16 protein-coding genes and 2 pseudogenes are annotated in these 17,095 nt (G+C 61.1%); 11 read left to right on the forward strand and 7 right to left on the reverse strand.

Annotation, left to right across the window (positions count from 1 at the left end; genetic code table 11):
• Positions 1-42: 42 nt before the first annotated feature.
• Complete coding sequence (locus AC1DE3_RS23840; RefSeq protein WP_441514045.1) at positions 43-1,107, reverse strand: LacI family DNA-binding transcriptional regulator; 1,065 nt, start codon at positions 1,105-1,107, stop codon at positions 43-45.
• Between the two features lie 254 nt (positions 1,108-1,361).
• On the opposite strand from AC1DE3_RS23840, the gene AC1DE3_RS23845 reads away from it, so the two are divergent.
• From AC1DE3_RS23845 to AC1DE3_RS23860, 4 genes and pseudogenes are all read left to right on the forward strand, one after another.
• The gene (locus tag AC1DE3_RS23845; protein WP_476797818.1) at positions 1,362-2,288 is read left to right on the forward strand and encodes a Gfo/Idh/MocA family protein; all 927 of its coding nucleotides are present in this window, start codon (positions 1,362-1,364) and stop codon (positions 2,286-2,288) included.
• Between the two features lie 46 nt (positions 2,289-2,334).
• Positions 2,335-3,307 (forward strand): annotated as a pseudogene (locus tag AC1DE3_RS23850) (aldose epimerase family protein).
• 287 nt (positions 3,308-3,594) lie between these two features.
• On the forward strand, positions 3,595-3,726 hold the full coding sequence (locus AC1DE3_RS23855) for a hypothetical protein (protein ID WP_476797817.1): 132 nt from the start codon (positions 3,595-3,597) through the stop codon (positions 3,724-3,726).
• 371 nt (positions 3,727-4,097) lie between these two features.
• A complete protein-coding gene (locus AC1DE3_RS23860) occupies positions 4,098-4,454 on the forward strand; it encodes a hypothetical protein (protein WP_476852818.1) in 357 nt (118 codons plus the stop codon).
• A gap of 75 nt (positions 4,455-4,529) precedes the next feature.
• Here AC1DE3_RS23860 and AC1DE3_RS23865 read toward each other — a convergent pair whose 3' ends face one another.
• Together AC1DE3_RS23865 and AC1DE3_RS23870 are read right to left on the reverse strand one after the other, a co-directional pair.
• Positions 4,530-4,682 carry a DUF6894 family protein gene (locus AC1DE3_RS23865; protein ID WP_441514050.1) on the reverse strand — a complete coding sequence of 51 codons (153 nt, stop codon included), beginning with the start codon at positions 4,680-4,682 and terminating at the stop codon, positions 4,530-4,532.
• Between the two features lie 559 nt (positions 4,683-5,241).
• Positions 5,242-5,655 carry a hypothetical protein gene (locus AC1DE3_RS23870; protein ID WP_476797816.1) on the reverse strand — a complete coding sequence of 138 codons (414 nt, stop codon included), beginning with the start codon at positions 5,653-5,655 and terminating at the stop codon, positions 5,242-5,244.
• On the opposite strand from AC1DE3_RS23870, the gene AC1DE3_RS23875 reads away from it, so the two are divergent.
• The 3 genes and pseudogenes from AC1DE3_RS23875 to AC1DE3_RS23885 all read left to right on the forward strand — a co-directional run.
• Positions 5,654-6,148, forward strand: coding sequence for a YciE/YciF ferroxidase family protein (locus tag AC1DE3_RS23875; RefSeq protein WP_441514052.1), 495 nt, complete (start codon positions 5,654-5,656; stop codon positions 6,146-6,148). The two genes, AC1DE3_RS23870 and AC1DE3_RS23875, sit on opposite strands and share 2 nt — an antisense overlap.
• Positions 6,149-6,195: 47 nt before the next feature.
• Complete coding sequence (locus tag AC1DE3_RS23880; RefSeq protein WP_476797815.1) at positions 6,196-6,606, forward strand: low affinity iron permease family protein; 411 nt, start codon at positions 6,196-6,198, stop codon at positions 6,604-6,606.
• A gap of 178 nt (positions 6,607-6,784) precedes the next feature.
• Positions 6,785-7,080: pseudogene (locus tag AC1DE3_RS23885) on the forward strand (DDE-type integrase/transposase/recombinase); the annotation flags it as partial.
• 315 nt (positions 7,081-7,395) lie between these two features.
• On the opposite strand, the gene AC1DE3_RS23890 reads toward AC1DE3_RS23885, so the two are convergent.
• Complete coding sequence (locus tag AC1DE3_RS23890) at positions 7,396-8,379, reverse strand: AraC-like ligand-binding domain-containing protein (protein WP_476797814.1); 984 nt, start codon at positions 8,377-8,379, stop codon at positions 7,396-7,398.
• A 111-nt stretch (positions 8,380-8,490) separates the two neighbouring features.
• On the opposite strand from AC1DE3_RS23890, the gene AC1DE3_RS23895 reads away from it, so the two are divergent.
• Complete coding sequence (locus AC1DE3_RS23895) at positions 8,491-10,227, forward strand: putative bifunctional diguanylate cyclase/phosphodiesterase (protein ID WP_441514055.1); 1,737 nt, start codon at positions 8,491-8,493, stop codon at positions 10,225-10,227.
• Between the two features lie 210 nt (positions 10,228-10,437).
• On the opposite strand, the gene AC1DE3_RS23900 is transcribed toward AC1DE3_RS23895, so the two are convergent.
• From AC1DE3_RS23900 to AC1DE3_RS23910, 3 genes are all read right to left on the reverse strand, one after another.
• The gene (locus AC1DE3_RS23900) at positions 10,438-11,874 is read right to left on the reverse strand and encodes an NAD(P)/FAD-dependent oxidoreductase (protein WP_476797813.1); all 1,437 of its coding nucleotides are present in this window, start codon (positions 11,872-11,874) and stop codon (positions 10,438-10,440) included.
• A gap of 81 nt (positions 11,875-11,955) precedes the next feature.
• Positions 11,956-12,300 carry a RidA family protein gene (locus AC1DE3_RS23905; RefSeq protein ID WP_441514057.1) on the reverse strand — a complete coding sequence of 115 codons (345 nt, stop codon included), beginning with the start codon at positions 12,298-12,300 and terminating at the stop codon, positions 11,956-11,958.
• Between the two features lie 57 nt (positions 12,301-12,357).
• On the reverse strand, positions 12,358-12,975 hold the full coding sequence (locus tag AC1DE3_RS23910; protein ID WP_441514058.1) for a helix-turn-helix domain-containing protein: 618 nt from the start codon (positions 12,973-12,975) through the stop codon (positions 12,358-12,360).
• A 301-nt stretch (positions 12,976-13,276) separates the two neighbouring features.
• Between AC1DE3_RS23910 and AC1DE3_RS23915 the strand changes: the two genes are divergently transcribed.
• From AC1DE3_RS23915 to AC1DE3_RS23925, 3 genes are read left to right on the forward strand one after another with little or no spacing between them, the layout of a single operon-like run.
• Positions 13,277-14,953, forward strand: a complete 1,677-nt coding sequence (locus tag AC1DE3_RS23915; RefSeq protein ID WP_476797837.1) for a peptide ABC transporter substrate-binding protein — start codon at positions 13,277-13,279, stop codon at positions 14,951-14,953.
• 30 nt (positions 14,954-14,983) lie between these two features.
• Positions 14,984-15,937: an ABC transporter permease gene (locus tag AC1DE3_RS23920; protein ID WP_476797812.1), complete on the forward strand. Its 954-nt coding sequence runs from the start codon at positions 14,984-14,986 to the stop codon at positions 15,935-15,937.
• Positions 15,937-16,821: an ABC transporter permease gene (locus tag AC1DE3_RS23925; RefSeq protein ID WP_476797811.1), complete on the forward strand. Its 885-nt coding sequence runs from the start codon at positions 15,937-15,939 to the stop codon at positions 16,819-16,821. Before AC1DE3_RS23920 ends, AC1DE3_RS23925 begins: the two co-directional genes overlap by 1 nt.
• The last annotated feature ends 274 nt before the right edge of the window (positions 16,822-17,095 follow it).

Genomic DNA, 17,095 nt, shown 5'->3' on the forward strand with positions numbered 1-17,095 from the left:
ACCCTCCCTTGATTTTGTCGTGCACGGCTTCTGCGCGCGCTTTCAGGCACTCTCCTGGCGAAGCCCTCCATTCAGCATTCGGCCGCATGATTCCCGGACCAGGAGGCGCACCGGCAGGATCTGCTCGCGCGCAGCCTCCATGCGGCCTTCCAGGCGCTCGATCACCGCCTCGACCGACAGCCGGCCGATATCGGCGCGGGAATAGTCGACCGTCGTCAGCTCCGGCGTGACGAAGCCGCCCAGCCCGATGCCGTCGAAGCCGACGATCGCCATCTCCTCCGGGACGCGTATTCCGCGCTTGCGCAAAGCGTGCAGCGCGCCGATCGCCATCTGATCGCTGTAGACGAAGACGCCGGTGGGGGGGCTGCGCAGGGCCAGCAGCTCCTCCATTCCCGCGAAACCTCCGGCCAGGCTGGGCTCGGCCATGACCATGAGCTCCGGATCGACGGGCAGCCCGGCTTCGGCGAGCGCCCGCGCATAGCCGTCCGAGCGCTCCTTGCGTTTCAGCAGGCGCTGCGAGGCGCTCCCGATATGGCCGATCCGGCGATGGCCGAGCGCGATCAGATGGCGCGTCGCAACATGCCCTCCCATCTCCAGATCGACGCGCACGGCCTGAATGGCAGCATCAGGGCTGTGGTGCTGCATCACCACGATCGGCATGCCGATATCGGCAAGCCGCTTCAGATCGGCGGCGAGGTCGGCAGGCGGCGCGGCGACGATGACGCCGTCGGCGATGCCGCCCGACAGCAGGGAATAGGCGCGGCGCTGCACCTCGTCGAACTTGGCCGACATGATGTTCAGCGAGTAGCCGCGCTCCAGCGCTGCGGCATGGGCCGCGCCGATGATTTCGGCGTTGTAGAAGCTGTCGAGCGTGTAGAGCAGCAGCGCGATGACGTTCGTGCGCCAGCGCCGCAACGAGCGCGCCGCGTGGCTCGGCTGATAGCCGAGGCTGGTCGCGACATCGATGACGCGGGATCGCGTCTCGGGCGAGATGCCGATCTCGCCGCTGCGGTTGTTGAGAACGAGAGAAACCGTCGTCCGCGATACGCCGGCAAGCTTGGCGACTTCCGCGCTCGTCGTCCTCGCTCTGTCTCGCCGCGTCGCCACTCTGCGTCTTCACTCCCGCGAGTTTTTCTCTAAAATCGGAATCTAACACGAGTTAGTGAGAGGTTATTCGTGTTTCTGCCGGTGTCAATACGGCTCGTCGATCGTGCGCCGCCTGTGCGTTTGCGGTTGCGGTCACAGCCCGAAGCTCCCAGTGTCGCGCGCCTCATTCGGCATCCTCGGCAAGTGGGGGTGCCGGCGGCTGCCAAGGCCGGGCTGCCCCTGCGATCCGTTTCGATTGGGAGAGTGCCGAAGTGGTGACGCCGATACGCCTTGCGATCGTAGGTCTGGGCAAGATCGCCCAGGCGCAGCATCTGCCAGCCATCGCGGCGACAGCTGGCATCGAGGTGGTGGCCGTCGCCAGCCGCCATGCCAGTCTCAATGGCGTCGCGCATTTCGCGACGCTGGAGGAGCTTCTGGAGCGGGCTCCGGACATCGAGGCCGTCGCACTTTGCACGCCGCCGCAACCGCGTCGCGCTCAAGCGATTGCGGCGCTCGCCGCCGGCAAGCATGTGCTGCTCGAAAAGCCGCCCGGAGCCACGACGGGCGAGCTCGCCCCGATGCTGGCGAGGGCAGGCGAGAGCGGGCGGACGCTCTTCGCCATATGGCACTCGCGCTTTGCCCCGGCCGTCGTGCCGGCACGACGGCTGCTGACGCAGCACAAGGCACGCGCCGTGAAGATCACCTGGAAGGAGGACGTGCGGGTCTGGCATTCCGGGCAGGGCTGGATCTTCGAACCCGGCGGCCTCGGCGTCTTCGACCCCGGCATCAACGCGTTCTCGATCCTGACGGAAATTCTGCCGGAGCCGGTTTTCGCGACGGGAGCGGAGCTTTCGTTTCCGGCCAATCGACAGGCGCCGATCGCCGCCGACATCGAATTGGCGAGTCCCTCGAGCCTTCCGATCCGCGCCGCATTCGATTTCCGCCAGAGCGGCGAGCAAACCTGGTCGATCGAGATCGAGACAGATGCTGGGGTGCTGCTGCTCTCCTCGGGCGCAGCGAGGCTGAGTTTTGCAGGGGACCTGCTCGTCGACGAGCCTGAGCAGGAATATCGCGGCATCTATCGCCGTTTCGTCGAACTGATCCGCGCAGGCCGCAGCGAAGTCGACCTCACGCCGTTGGCGCTTGTTGCCGATGCCTTCATGCTCGGCCGCCGCCATATCGTGGAGCCGTTCGATGACTGAGCGCAGCCCGCCAATTCGCAGCGTGACGCTGCGCTCGCCCTCCGGCATGGAGGCCGAGATCATCGACAACGGCGCCAGCTTGCGCGATCTGCGCGTGCCGGCAGCGGATGGCTCTTGCCGGCGAGCGGTCCTTGGCTTGCAGAGCCTCGAGGATTATCCAGCACATTCGCCCCATATGGGCGCCGTCGCCGGCCGATTTGCCAATCGCATCGCGCATGGGCGCTTCTCACTGGGCGGCCAGGATTATCAGCTGCCCCTCAATGAGAATGGTCGTCACTCGCTGCACGGAGGCCATGACGGCTTCGGCAAGCAGCGCTGGACCTTCGTCGAAATCGGCGAGCGGTCCGCAACTGGCGCTGGTTTCGCCGGACGGCGATGCCGGATATCCGGGGACGGTCCGTGTCTGGTGTCGGTACAGCCTCAACGACGGCGCGACGCTGCGCATCGAATTTTCGGCCACGACCGATGCTCCGACGATCCTCAACCTGGCGCATCATCCCTATTTCAAGCTCGACGATGAGGCAGACGTGCTGAGCCATCGCCTGCAGATCGACAGCGATCTGGTCCTGACGACCGATGCCGAGCTCATCCCGGACGGATCGATTGCGTATGTGGGCGGCACGCCGTTCGATTTCCGGCAGTTCCGATCGATCGGAGCTGCATCTGCCGGGGCAGCGCAACCCCGCTACGATTGCTGCTTCCTGCTTCGGCGCGATGCCATGGAACGCGACGCCGCCTCGGGGCTGGAACTCGCGCGGGCAGCGACGCTGACCTCCGAGGTCAGCGGTGTGACGCTGGAAATCTGGACGACGCAGCCATGCCTGCAGCTCTATGACGGTGCCAAGCTCGCGCTCTCGGTGCCGGCACTTGGCGGGGCGAACTATGGCGCCTTCGCTGGCGTCGCGCTCGAACCGCAGCACGCGCCGAATTCGCCCAATCTGCGGCACTTGCCTTCGACCGTGCTTTCGCCGGGGATCGTTTACCGGCAAGTCAACGAGTACCGCCTGTTCCAACGCTAGCCACGCCGACCCGCGCCAGCCTGCGCTCTCTCGACGCGCGGGGGATGGCCGATGTCAGAACTCGTTAGACAAGTCTCTTTCTGTGCTCATTAGAAATGTCGCCTGCGGACTTAGGGTTGGAGGTCGCTCATCCGCGCTTCAGCGGGATATCGGTGGCGGCAGGCGGCACCGTCATCAAGACTAGCGGAAGCGAGATGAGAAGCTGGATGGCCGCGCGGCCGGAGCGATGTTGAACTCCCACGGCGAGAACAAGCTGACATGTCCCCAGACGATGGGCACCTGCCTCCTTGGCAGCCTCATATACCTCGGGCGGCGCCACCGGGGTTTGCGAGGACGGCACCGAGGTCCGCTTCGTCGTGACCCATTTCAGCGACCGCTACTTGGCAGTCTCCGGGCGTACCCAGGCGCTCGCGGCCTAAGAGCCTTTGATGTTTAGGCCAACGGCGTGGCTTGCTAGGAACATTAAAAGGTTCCGGGCGTTCCTTGACGTTGGAGCGCCGGGGTCATCGAATGTCCAGTGTGCTAAGCATACATCGCGTCGGCCTTGAATGGGCAGCACGAGATGTCACCGGCGCCAACTACGGACAGTCTCCCGAGCTGTTCGAGGCCATCGAGGCTGCAGAGCGCTTGGCAAGGCGTAACGGTGCTCAGGTGGTACTGAGCCGCGAAGCTCAGAACTACCTTCTCACGGAGCGGAAGGCGAAGCCCAAACGCTAAAAACCTCTGTCCCCCGCGCTTGATCGCGGTGGCTCCTCACTTCTCGCGTCGCACGCGAACGATTGGCCCTCAAGTGAAACCGACAGTCGAGACGTACACGGCAGTCTTGCCGTGGTACGAGCGCGCTGATTTTCAGCGCATGTGGGAGCTCGCCGACGATCATGACGACATGCCAAGCGATTATGAAGTCTGGTATGCGTCAGCGCTAGAAGTCATGAACGCCTGGCTCGCTCACGGGCGAGCGCTTCAGATTGTCACGATCCGTCCGGACGAATTTCTGGATTGGCTACGGGCTCGTGGGCTCCCGAACACCGCCGCGACCCGACTGAAGTACGTGGAGGAAAAAGCGAGAGGCGGCGCCGGCGATTTGGCGGGCTTGGCCGCGGCATCAGGAGCGAGCACGGCGTCTGAAGGAAATCCGCGCGCTTAGTCGCTCTCTTTTTTGAACTTCAGAGAGGCGCGGTAAACTTCCTGGCCGGCCTCATTCTCGACCCGCGCTCTCAGATCAAAGCGATTGCCATCCGGCAACTTGTCCTTGGCTATCGGCGAGGGCTCGCTGAGCATCCTCCTTGGCCGCTTTTTCATTCGGAAAATCCAGGGGCTTCTCGTCGCGGTCCACCCGGTTCCCCTCTTCGGTGGTGAAACGATATTTCGGCATGGGATTCCTCGCATTTTTGGAGGAATACAGAATCGGCCGGGGGTTCCTGTTCCCGACTCGCATATCATATAACGATGGCCAAGATTGCTGCGATGATAGAGCGGCACTGGAGCTTGGGAACTCCGCATGCACGCGGTCCGTACAGCGTCTAGCGTCCCTGTTGTGTGAGGCGTCTCATGGTTGCCGTGCGAAAGCCGGCCGAACTGCCGCCCCGCCGCCATAGCCCTATCAAGCGCGAGCTGTATCGGGAGATGCAAGGATAACGACGGCAACCGAGTGCTACTTCCTGATTGAGTCGGCCCGTCAATTGCTAACGCGGTGCGACGACTGACGTGCTTCGGTGCCTAGGAATTTTGCGCTCGCAGGATCGCGAGGCGCTTCGTGCGAACCATTTGCGACCGCCTCTTAAGCGCAGGGAACCATCATCCGCTTTGCCGGATTCTCGGGCTGGAGCGCATCGAGCAACTAACCGGCACCCCGGAAGGCATGCCCGAGGAGCGCGCTAATCCAGCTTGTTCTCGATGTCGAGATATGGCGGGCGACGCATCGTCTGTAAAGCTCAGGTTCGGCGGTAAGGCTTTTTCTGAAATCGTCGCATCACTCGATGCGCCAATTCGGTCGCATCATCTCCGCCATCAAGCGCAAGCGATATCACAACAAACTGCATACGCCGACGGTGCCACACTTTGTCAGCCGGTGCGATGCCTACTTCCACGTAGTTCCATGCAATTTCCAAAGCCATCTCCGCTCGCGATATAGCCTGCGTGTCTTCGAGAATGGCGAATGGGTCTGCATCGGGCATTTGTTCGCTTCGATTCGAGACTTTGCCTAAGCAGGACGCGCCACTGCGGAAGGCGCCATCAGTCATTAAAAAAAGACGGTTTGAGCTGTGATATTTCGTTAGAGACGGACTGCGGGAACTCGCGGTGCCCGAGATGGTTTGACGGCCATCATCAACCCGGAGGAAGATCATGGCCGCTCAAGAAAAGACCCTGGACGACCTGTTTTTGGACACGCTCAAGGACATCTATTACGCCGAGAAGCAGATCCTGAAGACGCTGCCAAAGATGGCGAAGGCAGCGCAGTCTCCGGAACTCAAGAAGGCGTTCGAAACTCATCGCGACGAGACCGAAGGGCATGTCGAGCGCCTCACCGAGGTATTCGATCTCATCGGCAAGGCTCCGCGCGGCAAGACCTGCGACGCCATCCTCGGCATCATCGAGGAAGGCAAGAGCATCATCGAGGAGTTTGAGGGCAGCCCGGCACTCGATGCCGGCCTGGTTGCCGCAGCCCAGGCGGTCGAGCACTACGAGATGGCCCGCTATGGAACGCTGAAGGCATGGGCGCAGCAGCTGGGCCACAAGGACGCGGTGACCTTGCTCGATCAGACGCTTAGCGAGGAAACGAAGACGGATAAGGTCCTCTCGCAGCTCGGCATCACGGCGACGAATAAAAAGGCCGCGTGAACGCGGAGGCGCCGGGCTCAGCGCGGCGCCTCTTTTCGGGGGTACTCATGACCACAAAGTATGAACATCGTCCCAGCAAGCACAATCGTGCTTCGCTCTTCACACGTTTAGCTCAGGCGGTTGCGACCTGGACCGGGAAACCTGTGACGTTCTTCGCTGCCGTCGCCATCATCTTGGTTTGGGCTGTCTCTGGCCCAATCTTCGGCTTCAACGACACCTGGCAGCTCGTCATCAACACCTCGACCACAATCATTACATTCCTGATGGTCTTCATCATACAGAACAGCCAAAACCGCGACACGGCGGCGATGCAGATCAAACTCGACGAGCTGATCATTCGGCTCGAAGGAGCGCGCGAGGAACTGCTGGACCTCGAGGAGCTTGATGAAAAGGACCTAGCCCTGATTCGCAAGGATTTCTGCGAGCGAGCATCAAAGGCCCGGAGCCGATCGGCTTAAGTGGCGGCTTCGGACCTATGGTGCAACCGGTATTCCAAGCCGAAGGCTGAGCTTCGACAAGCATGACGCATCCTGGCCTGCTGCCGGTCGTGGACACCGAGATTGGGTGTTTTATGAAGCGGGAGATGGCGTATGCGGCGAAGACAATTTGGGCGTGAGTTCAAGATCGAGGCGGTCCGCCTGGCCGCGTCGGCGCAGCCAGCCCAAGGATGACGGCCAGATGTCGACGTTCGCGCAGAATACGCTCGGCCGGGAGTTCCACGCCGAACGGCCCAACCAGCGCTGGATCGCCGACTTCACCTACATCTGGACCGCAGAGGGATGGCTTTACGTTGCAGCCGTCATCGACCTCTTCTCCCGCCGGGGGGTGGGCTGGTCGATGAAGGCCGCGATGACCGCCGGGCTCGTGACCGATGCGCTGATGATGACGATCTGGCGCCGGGAAAGCCGGATGCCCTGCTGCACCATTCGGACAGTAAATAGATCGAGGCCAGTTCCCGGGCGGTCTGTCTCAAATACCGATCGACCGTTTGGTAGGCTGGCGCCGCAAGGTGCCCCGTGCGGTCTGACCCGCATTCCGATCGACCCGCCAGTGTCTTTCCCTGGACCTGTCGGTGGGGAGACCATCGAATGTCGTTGCGCGCCAATTCCGGACATGGGGTGCCTGCCCGAAACCTGACATCAACCAAACGGCAACGAAAAGGCACCTCACGATCCAGGTGCTAAAAATAACGCGGGTGCGTTTTCCAGAACAGCGGCCGGTTTTTTTCCAAAACGCGATGGCGCGCCTCACGTCGCGTCGGTTGTCTTCGGCCCACCCGCCTCGCTCAACGAGCGGCGATATTCGCTGGGCAGTTGGCCAAAAGCTGCCTTGAACTTGCGGCCGAAATGGGTCATGTCCGAGAATCCCCAATTGTAAGCAATATCACTCACGGTCCGGTGCGATTGTGCAAGGTCTTCGAGGGCTTTCCTACAGCGCGCCAGCCGCCTTTCCTGGATGATGCGCGAGATCGACGTGTTTTCATCTGACAGCGCAGCATTGGCGTACCGCACGCTCACACCGGCCGCCGCCGCGACCGATGCCAGATCTATCTTCGGATCAGGCAGGCGCGCTTCAATTGCGGCACGTACTTTCATACGGACCAGCGCACGCGCTGACGAGGCGCTCCTCCCGTTCACGCCCCCCGCTTTTTCCAGCGACAGTGTCATCAGTTCCAGCGTCTGGTTCCGAATGGTTTCTTGGGCCAATGGGTTCAAGCTGGCGACGAACGATGGCAGCATTGCCAGAAAACTCGAGGTCAATCCGACCTCGGCTTCAACCGGCCGAAGGGTGCGGGCAGTGATCGCTCGTAAGGAGCCCAAGTGCGCTTCCAGTTGTCGCCTCGGCACTTTGACTACCAGCAGTCGCGAACCGGCCGAGAACTCCCCCGTGTAGGGCAGGCACGGATCGAGGACTGTTATGTCTCCAGGATGAAGCAAGGCATCTCGCCCCTCCTGTTCCAGGATCAAACGACCCGCGGCTTGGCGGCAGATCAGGACTTCATCGGAATTCGCATTTGCAGCGTGTGCGGCGCTGTGAACGACCGTCATCGCCGCATTGCTGAATTCGACTAAGCCGAGGTCAGCGAGAGCGCTCGACCGAAGCTCTGCATGAAATTCCGGCAGGCAGCGCGGCTTTGAATCGTGATGGATCACGTTCTGGCACGCGACGCTATGCCAGTAGTCAAACCGGTTGCGACGAGGAACGTCCGCCGTCGAGAATATCAACTCCACTTCAGCCTCCCGACTGGCGACGACGGCCGATCATTAATGCCCGCAGAGCCGATCGCCCGGCGTACAAATCGACTAAGGTTCTTGAAATCACAAACATGGCTTCAGTTCGACATGAACGAGATTCACGAACCAGACTTGGATAAATCCGACCTCCAGAATGAGCAGCGTGGATGTGGCTATGATCACATCGCCCTCAAACCGGATTTGACGAGCCTGCTTGACCTATCGACAGATGGAGTGCTCGTTGGCGATCTTCGGGAAAGGGATTGTCCACTGATATATGTAAATCCAGCGTTTGAGCGTATAACTGGGTATACCGAGAGCGAAGCAATTGGAAAAAACTGTCGCTACCTTCAGGGACGAGATAGGCTTCAGCCCGAAATTAAATATCTTCGAGAAGCGATAGATAGCGGACGCAGCGTTTGCGTAACGCTTAGAAATTATCGAAAAGACGGAGAAATGTTTTGGAATGAACTTAGGATCGAACCAATCAATATTGTTGATGGCCGGCCTGCTCACTACCTTGGCCTGATGCGTGACGTAACAGTGCGGAAATGCGCCCTGGATCGCGTCGAACAAAATGCACGTCTCGATCATTTAACCGGCGCGCTCAATCGCAATGCGTTCGCGGATGAGCTCAATCGTCTTGCAGTGGTGAAATCAGAGTCTCTGCTGGTCGCCAAGCTCGATGTTGCCGGGTTTCATGATATCAACTCTGGCTATGGTTACGATGCCGGTGATGAGGTTTTGACACAAATTGCCAAGCGCATCCGGAGCGTGGGTTTCTCGATCGTTTCACGAACGGGATCCAATGAATTCGCGATCGCGCAGCCGCTAGGGCACCAAAATAACACCCCAGAAACGATCAATTTGATCCGCTCTGCTCTAGCGCCAGAATTCCTCGTAGCGGGAGCGACAATCAATATTCGCTTTGCCATTGGCTTTGTCGTCGGCCTTTCGACTTTGGACGCGACGAAGCTGATGCGCCAGGCCGACTCCGCCCTGCGACGCTCCAAGTCCAGCAACTTTCTCGAGGCGTCTGAGTTCAAAGCCGAGGATGAGATGCGCAGTCGCAATCGCATCCGGATGACCAGCGAGATGCAGCATGCGCTGACAAACGACGAATTCGGATTTCAATATCAGCCCAAGATTGATCTCTCGACAGGGGCCATCGCGGGGGCCGAGGCCTTGCTGCGCTGGCGCCACGGCCTATTCGGCACGCAGATGCCCGGTAGCTTCATCACCCATGCGGAGGACACGGGGCTTATCCTCGAGATTAGCAGGCGTGGTCTCCACGCCGTAGCAGACTTCGCCGCCCGAATTAATCGAGCGCGCAGTCGTGCGCTCAACGTGTCAATCAACGTGTCAGCCATAGAGTTCAGGCATCGGGACATGCCTGGATTCGTGAACGAGGTTATTTCGGCGAGCGGCGTCGATCCTCGCTGGATCACGCTTGAGCTAACGGAGAGCAACATGGCGGAGAGCTCGCCCGCGATGATAGCTATCATGACGCGCCTGCGGGACCTTGGCGTTGGCCTCTCGATCGATGATTTTGGAACCGGATACGCCAATCTGCGCTATTTGGAGGAGTTTCCCATCACGGAACTCAAGATCGATCGCAGCTTCATCCGCGGACTTGAGCAGAGCCGATCGAAAACGATCATTATCGAAGCAATTGTTCGCCTGTCCAATGAGCTTGGTTTCCAGGTCGTTGCGGAAGGCATAGAGACGCCAGAGGAATGCGCGCGGCTGCAAGATCTGGGATGCCACTTGGGGCAGGGCTTCTTGTTCGGCAAGGCGATCGATCCGGAGGCTTTCGCAGAAGTCGTCGCGCAAGCGGTAGCATGAGCATTCGAGCCAAACCACGAGAGCGCAGAGTCCGAGAATGCCCCCTTCGCGCGTTGGCATCGCGCCCAGACTGCCCCCGGAACCGGACATTCTTGAGTTCAGGAAATGGCGCCAGACCTCGAACACCCTTGGGAAGGCTTGCTACCTGGCAGGCCCGGTTGGCAACGCCGACACCAGCCCTGCAGGGGGAGGTCGGGCTTCATTTGCGAGCTAACGCGTGCCGATCCGAAGGCCGAATACCTTCGGGACCGCGGCGGCCACGCGCATCATGACGCCTGCCCGATTGCCACGCTCCTCTGCCTCCTCGCAACCGATAATACCCCAGCGCACGAGCCTACCGCCAACAGCTCTGAAGGGTTCGGGTGGCAATTTAGGGACGTCGCGCGTGCACAGGGGCAGCGTCGACCATTCATCCTTCACGCCTAGTACAAGCGAGGCCAAGCATTGTCCGCCCATGTAGCTCGGGTTGACGCCGTGGCCGGAGTAGCCTGCTCCATAGTGGATGCGTGCACCTGCCACTGTCCGGAAGAAAGGCAGCCGGTCGGACGAAACGTCGATGCCGCCGCCCCACACCTTTTCAACGGGGACATCAGCCAAACCAGGCAACAGCCTGCGCAGTCCTTTCTCGGCTCGCGCCGCCGAACCGCGGTCAGTGGTCAATGCAGGATTCCTGGTGTTTCCGGCGAAGCTGATCGGCCCGGAACCGGATCCCATCAGGATGCGGCTATCTACGGTCTTTCGGAAGTAGTGGACGAACATGCGTAAGTCCGCGAGCCCCTGGTCGCGGTTCCAGCCCATCGCAGCTAGCTTCTCGGGCGCCGGCGCGGTCATCAGCGCGTAAGACGAGAACACGCTGACATGCGGGCTTACCTCTGGGCGCTTCGCCAATTCGATGTTCGTCGCGAGGACGACTTCGCGAGCGATGATCTCGCCGGCCGGCGTAGAGATCCGGTTTGGCGAACCGGGGTCGAGCCCGGTCATCGGCGTGTTCTCGTAAATTGCGACGCCAGCCTCAATGGCAGCTTTCCGCAGCGCCCGCGCCAACCGAGCAGGATGCACGTTAGCGCCTTCCGGCAGGTATAGGCCACCGCGGAATACCGGCGAGCGGCAATAGTCGGCCACCTGCTCTGGCGTCAGCGCCTGCGCGCTGTCGGGCACGCCGAGACGCTTTGCCGTTCCGACATAAAGCTGGATCTTCGCATCCTGCGCAGGGGCAGCTGACACACGAACATTGCCCGACTCGCGCCACCAGACATCGCGCCCGGGAGCTGTAGCAAAGGCCCGTATCGCGTCCTGGGCACGCGTACCGGCTCGTGCAACAGCAAGAGCGCCATCAGCGCCGATGTTGGCCGCCATGCCGGCAAGCGAGGCCCAGTATCCATGGACCTTCCCACCGTTCTTGCCGCTGGCGCCGGAGCCACAAAGAGAGGCCTCGATCAGCGCGATCGAGAGCTTCGGCGCGCGCTCGCGCAAAGCCAGAGCCGTCCAAAGCCCGGTGAACCCTCCGCCCACAATTGCGATGTCGACAGTGATCTGGCCGGAAAGCGAAGGCGAGGGCTTCTCGCCGCCCTCCGCGCGAAGCGCGTCGCTGAACCACCAGGAAGGATCCCCGGGGGAAACCGATGGATAGACGGATGGCTGCGACATGGCTGTGCACCGAATGGCGAGGCGAATTGAAGCGGAAGGTCGATGCCCTCCACCGTGCGACACGGCGAAGGGCTTATGAGCTCAGACGAGCGCCTGAACCTGGATTTCGACGAGGATGTCGTCGGCAGCCAGCTTCGACTCCACCGTGGCGCGAGCCGGGGGCTGCTTGGGGTCGACCCAGGCTTCCCATGCCGCGTTCATTTCATTGAAGGTGCTCACGTCCTTGAGCCAGATGTTGGCGACAACGATGCGCGTTTTGTCGGTGCCGGCCATCGCCAGGTAGTTGTCGATCTGGGCGAGGATGTCGGCGGTCTGTTCCTTGACGCCGCCGCTGCGGTCCTTGGCGGTCAGGCCGGACAGGAAAGCGAACCCGTTCGCAACCAGCACCTTGCTGAGGCGGCCGGTGACTTCGTGACGCGTAATCATGATTCCTCGTGACAGTTTAGAAGAATGGGCAGCCTCACGCGGCCCGACGCTATCGCCCTAAAGGTGCGATTCTCGGATGTTGATGATCCAAATCAGCCTTGCCTCACTGCCCGAGCGGTTGGTGAGGTAGTGTGGGATCGTGCTCGGAAACTGGAAGCTGTCGCCTTCTGCGAGCTGAAAGACTTCTTCTCCCACCGTCAGATCGACGTTGCCCGACGTCACGTAGCCGGCCTTGTCGCCCGGCCCAGTGAGCACATCCATGCTCTGGGCTCCGGGCGGCACAGTGAGGATCATGAAGCGGAGCTGATTGTTGTCGCGGGGCGAAAGCAGTTCTTTGGTGAAATGGCTCCCGCCGACGACGATCTTAGGTCGCTCGCCAGGACGTCGAACATAGGGGTTCTCGCGCGGAGCTTCGGCCTCGCTCTCAAGGAATGACCACAGCGTCACGCCAAGCGCGGCACGAAGCTTCTGCAATGTGCTGATTGAGGGGTTAGTTGCACCGCGCTCGATCTGGCTGATGCTGCCTGCCGAAACCCCAGCCTTCGCCGCCATCTCAAGAATGGTCATGCCACGCTCCGTGCGCAGAGCGCGAAGGCGGCGGCCGATCCTTTGATTTTCCAACTGCTCTTCGGTCTCGGATTCGAGGCTTTCGGCAGTCTGAATGGCATCCGACATGGGGGCTCACGGCTAAGAGTGATCAGAAGACGATATGATGAGGAGTGAACGGGCGCAACCATTATACTGAATTTATGCGACCTAGCGATTAAAGCTGTTTGGTATCATCACTTTAGAGATAATTCGGTCGCCTCACCGCCGCTGCGCTGCCCAGAATATGCTTGACGCCAGGCATCGATGATGAAAATTTTCGTCCAAAGTGAACCAGGTCGACAACGTTTTGGCCACTAGGTTCAGTATTCTGATGCTCGATCATCAGCCGGAAGCGACCGCCGGGCGCTTTGGAAGGGGAGATAAAAATATGACGATCAACCGGGCTGGCTGGCCATTTGACCTCAATCGCCGTGATCTATTCGGGCTTGGCGCCGGAGCACTCGCTGCTGCCACTAGCTTCGGCGCGCAGGCTCAGACTTCAGGCAAGCCCAATCCCCCGCCCCCCGCGAAGCCGAAAGGGGTGGTCGTCGTCGGCCTTTCGCAGGAGCCAGTCGCGTTCAATCCTCTGATGCCTGGCGTGGAAGTCGACGAGGTCGTCTGGACGAGCGTGTTCAACTCGCTCTGGGTCGCAGAGCCGGATGGCAGCCTCAAGCCGGATCTTGCGGTCGAAGTTCCGAGCGAAGCGAATGGCGGCATTGCTGAGGGCGGTCTCGCCTGGACGGTGAAACTACGCAATGACGTAAAGTGGCACGATGGCACGCCGTTTACCGCCGAGGACGTCAAGTACTCGCTCGAACTGATCAACACTCCCGGCTTCAAGGCCCGCACGCGCGTCGGCCACGCCTTCGTGAAGGACATCGTGGTCAAGGGGCCGCACGAGATCGCCTGGCGAATGGAGAAAGCCTACGCGCCATACCTGGCGATGCTCGCCAACACGCACATCGTGCCCAAGCATATTCTCGGGAAGGCAGGGGATCCGAACACGGCGGCGTTCAACAACGCCCCCGTAGGAACCGGCCCTTTTCGCTGGGGCACGCGCCAACCCGGCGACAACATCACGCTCGTCGCAAACGAGAGTTATCACGGCGACGGACCCTATCTCGAAAAGGCCGTACTGAAATACGTACCGGACATGACGGCGCTCTACGCCCAGTTCCGCACCGGTCAGGTCGACCTCGTCATCATCTCGGGCATTCCCGCCAACTTCTACCAGGAGGCGATCAAGCTTCCGGGGCGAAACGTGGCGGTCGCGCCCAGCGGCAACCTCGAAATCATCATGCCGAACCTCGGCAACAAGGCCTTTGCCGAGAAAGCGGTGCGCCAGGCGCTCTACGCTGCGATGGACAAACAGGCCATCATCGACGCGATCTATTACGGCGTTCCGAAGCCGACAGAGTCGTTCGCGCCGCGGGAGTCCTGGGCTTTCAACCCGAACCTGCCGGCTCAGAAGCGCGACCTCGACAAGGCCAACAAGCTTCTTGATGACGCGGGCTGGAAACGTTCCGGCTCGGGCACGCGGATGAAGAATGGCGTGCCACTCGAATTCGCCGTTTCGACGACGACGGGCAATCAGCTCCGTGAACAGTGCCAGCAGCTCATGCAGCAGGATTGGCAGCAGATCGGCGCCAAGATGACGATCAACAACATGCCCGCGGCCGTCATCTGGGGCGAGTTCTACGTTCGATCGAAGTTCGAGTCCTTGCTGGTCGGGACGACCTTCCGGACCGGCGTCGATCCCGACCCGGCCTCGCGCTTCGCTTCCGACGCCATCCCGGTCAAGGGCGGCAGCGGCGGCAACTACATGCAGTGGGAGAACGCCGAGGCCGACGCTCTGATGAAGCAGGGCCAGGAAACGTTCGATCAAGAGAAGCGCAAAGCAATCTACCTGAAGCTTCAGGAGATCGTCCGCGAGGAGCTGCCGATCCTGCCGATCTTCCAGTACGCGCCGATCGAGGGCGTCAAGGAAGGCCTCATCGGCTATCGCCCCAACATCAACCAACGCCAGAACGCCTGGAACATGGGCAGCTGGTACTGGGCGAAATGACCTGATGAGCAAAGCTGGGAGAGCGGTGTCTTGATCGGATTTCTCATCCGTCGCCTGGGCCAATCGCTGTTGCTGCTGCTCATCGTCTCGATGATCGGCTTCGCAATCTTGCATCTGGCGCCCGGTGGCCCGCTGTCCCAGTTCGCCGCAGGCGGCGAGATGACCCAGGCCGATCTGGACCGCATCGCGGAACAGCTCGGCCTGAACCGCCCTCTGCCGGTTCAATATGCGGAATGGCTATGGCGCATGCTGAGTGGCGATTGGGGGCGCTCTTACCGCGATCAGCAATCCGTGCTCCATGTGATCACCTCCCACCTGGGCGCGACGCTCGAATTGATGCTGACGTCAACGTTGCTCGCGATGGCGATCGGGGCCTGGGTCGGCATCCTTGGAGCGATCAAGCGCTATTCGTTGTTCGACGCGATGGCGACCGTCGGGGCGATGGTCGCCCTCTCGATCCCGACCTTCTGGTTCGGCCTCGTCGTGATCTACGTCTTTTCTGTCGGTCTCGGCTGGCTCCCGGCCGGCAACCGCTACACGGTCGGCGACGGCTCTCTGCTCAACCAGCTGCATCACCTGATCGGGCCCTGCATCGTGCTGGCCCTGGTTTCAACGGCGGTCTGGAGCCGATACATGCGCTCCTCGATGCTGGATGTCGTCAACCAGGACTACATCCGCACGGCTCGTGCCAAAGGCGTTCCCGAGCGTCAGATCCTGGTGCGGCACGCACTCCGGAACGCGTTGCTCCCGATGATCACCATCACCGGTCTGCACGTTCCAACGTTGCTATCAGGCGCCCTGGTGACGGAGACCGTCTTCGCCTGGCCTGGCATGGGGCGCCTGTTCCTCGATTCCATCAGCTATCGCGACTACCCCGTCGTAATGGGCATTCTGATGTTCTCAGCGGTTCTGGTGCTCCTGGGTTCATTGATCGCTGATCTGCTTTACGGGGTCGCTGACCCCCGTATTTCCGGGAGCCGGTGATGAGCGGCGCGCCATTCGTGAGCGAGGTTTCGCTCGGCCCGGCCCCGGGTTTCTGGACCAGCCCTGGTTTCCGGCGGTTCCGTCGTCACAAGCTGGCCGTCTTCGGTACCGTCACGATCGTCTTGCTGACGCTCGCCTGCGTGTTCGGTCCCATGCTTCTGCCTTATACGGACACCTTCATCGACATTCGCTCGCGCTTCGCAGTGCCTTTCTCAGGTCCGCACATTCTGGGAACCGACCCGCTCGGTCGCGACATTCTCGCCCGTCTCCTGATGGCAGGCCGCATCTCGCTCGCGGTCGGCTTCTCCGCCATGCTCATCGCAATGTGCATCGGCATTGTCGTCGGAATGGTCGCCGGCTTCTATGAGGGGGCCGTTGGCGCAGTCCTCATGCGCTTCGTCGACGCGATGCTGTGCTTTCCATCGATCTTCCTGCTGCTGGCGATTTCGGCGCTGGTCTCGCCTTCGGTGCCGTCAATCGTCCTCCTGATCGCCATGACATCCTGGATGGAGGTCGCGCGCGTCGTCGAGGCTCAGATCCGATCCCTCAAGACCCGCGAGTTCGCCCAGGCTGCCGTCTCCTTCGGCGCCAGCAGCCGGCGCATCATGCTGCGGGAGTTGCTGCCCAATGCCGTGGCGCCCATCGTCGTTGCAGCCACGCTGAATGTCGCACACGCGATCCTTGCCGAGAGCTATATCTCGTTTCTGGGCTTCGGCATCCAGCCGCCGACTCCGAGTTGGGGTAACATGCTTGAAAGCGCACAGAGCTATCTGACCAGCGCCCCTTGGCTCGCGATCATCCCCGGTGCCGCAATCACGCTCGCGGTGACATCGTTCAATTTTATTGGCGACGGACTACGGGACGCTTTGGATCCGAAACTTTAAGTTCGAACTCGCGCGGCCTGCCGACGCGGCTAACGTCCGCTTTCCAGCGGCAGCCCAATGTCAGGAAGCGGCGCAGCGTCGACATGACTTAAGCACGCCCCCTCTTCCGATGCTGTCGCGGTGCAACGCCGAAGCGCCTCAGACGTACGGGTCGATGATCGAATCCTCGTCGAGACAATCATCCGTCATTCCTTCCAGGGAAAGACGGACTGCTTCGGTCTCCTCTGCAGGCCAGCATTCGCCGCAGCTGCAGCAAAGACACCACGAGCGAGCA

This window comes from Allobosea sp. 10L417, assembly GCF_056395485.1.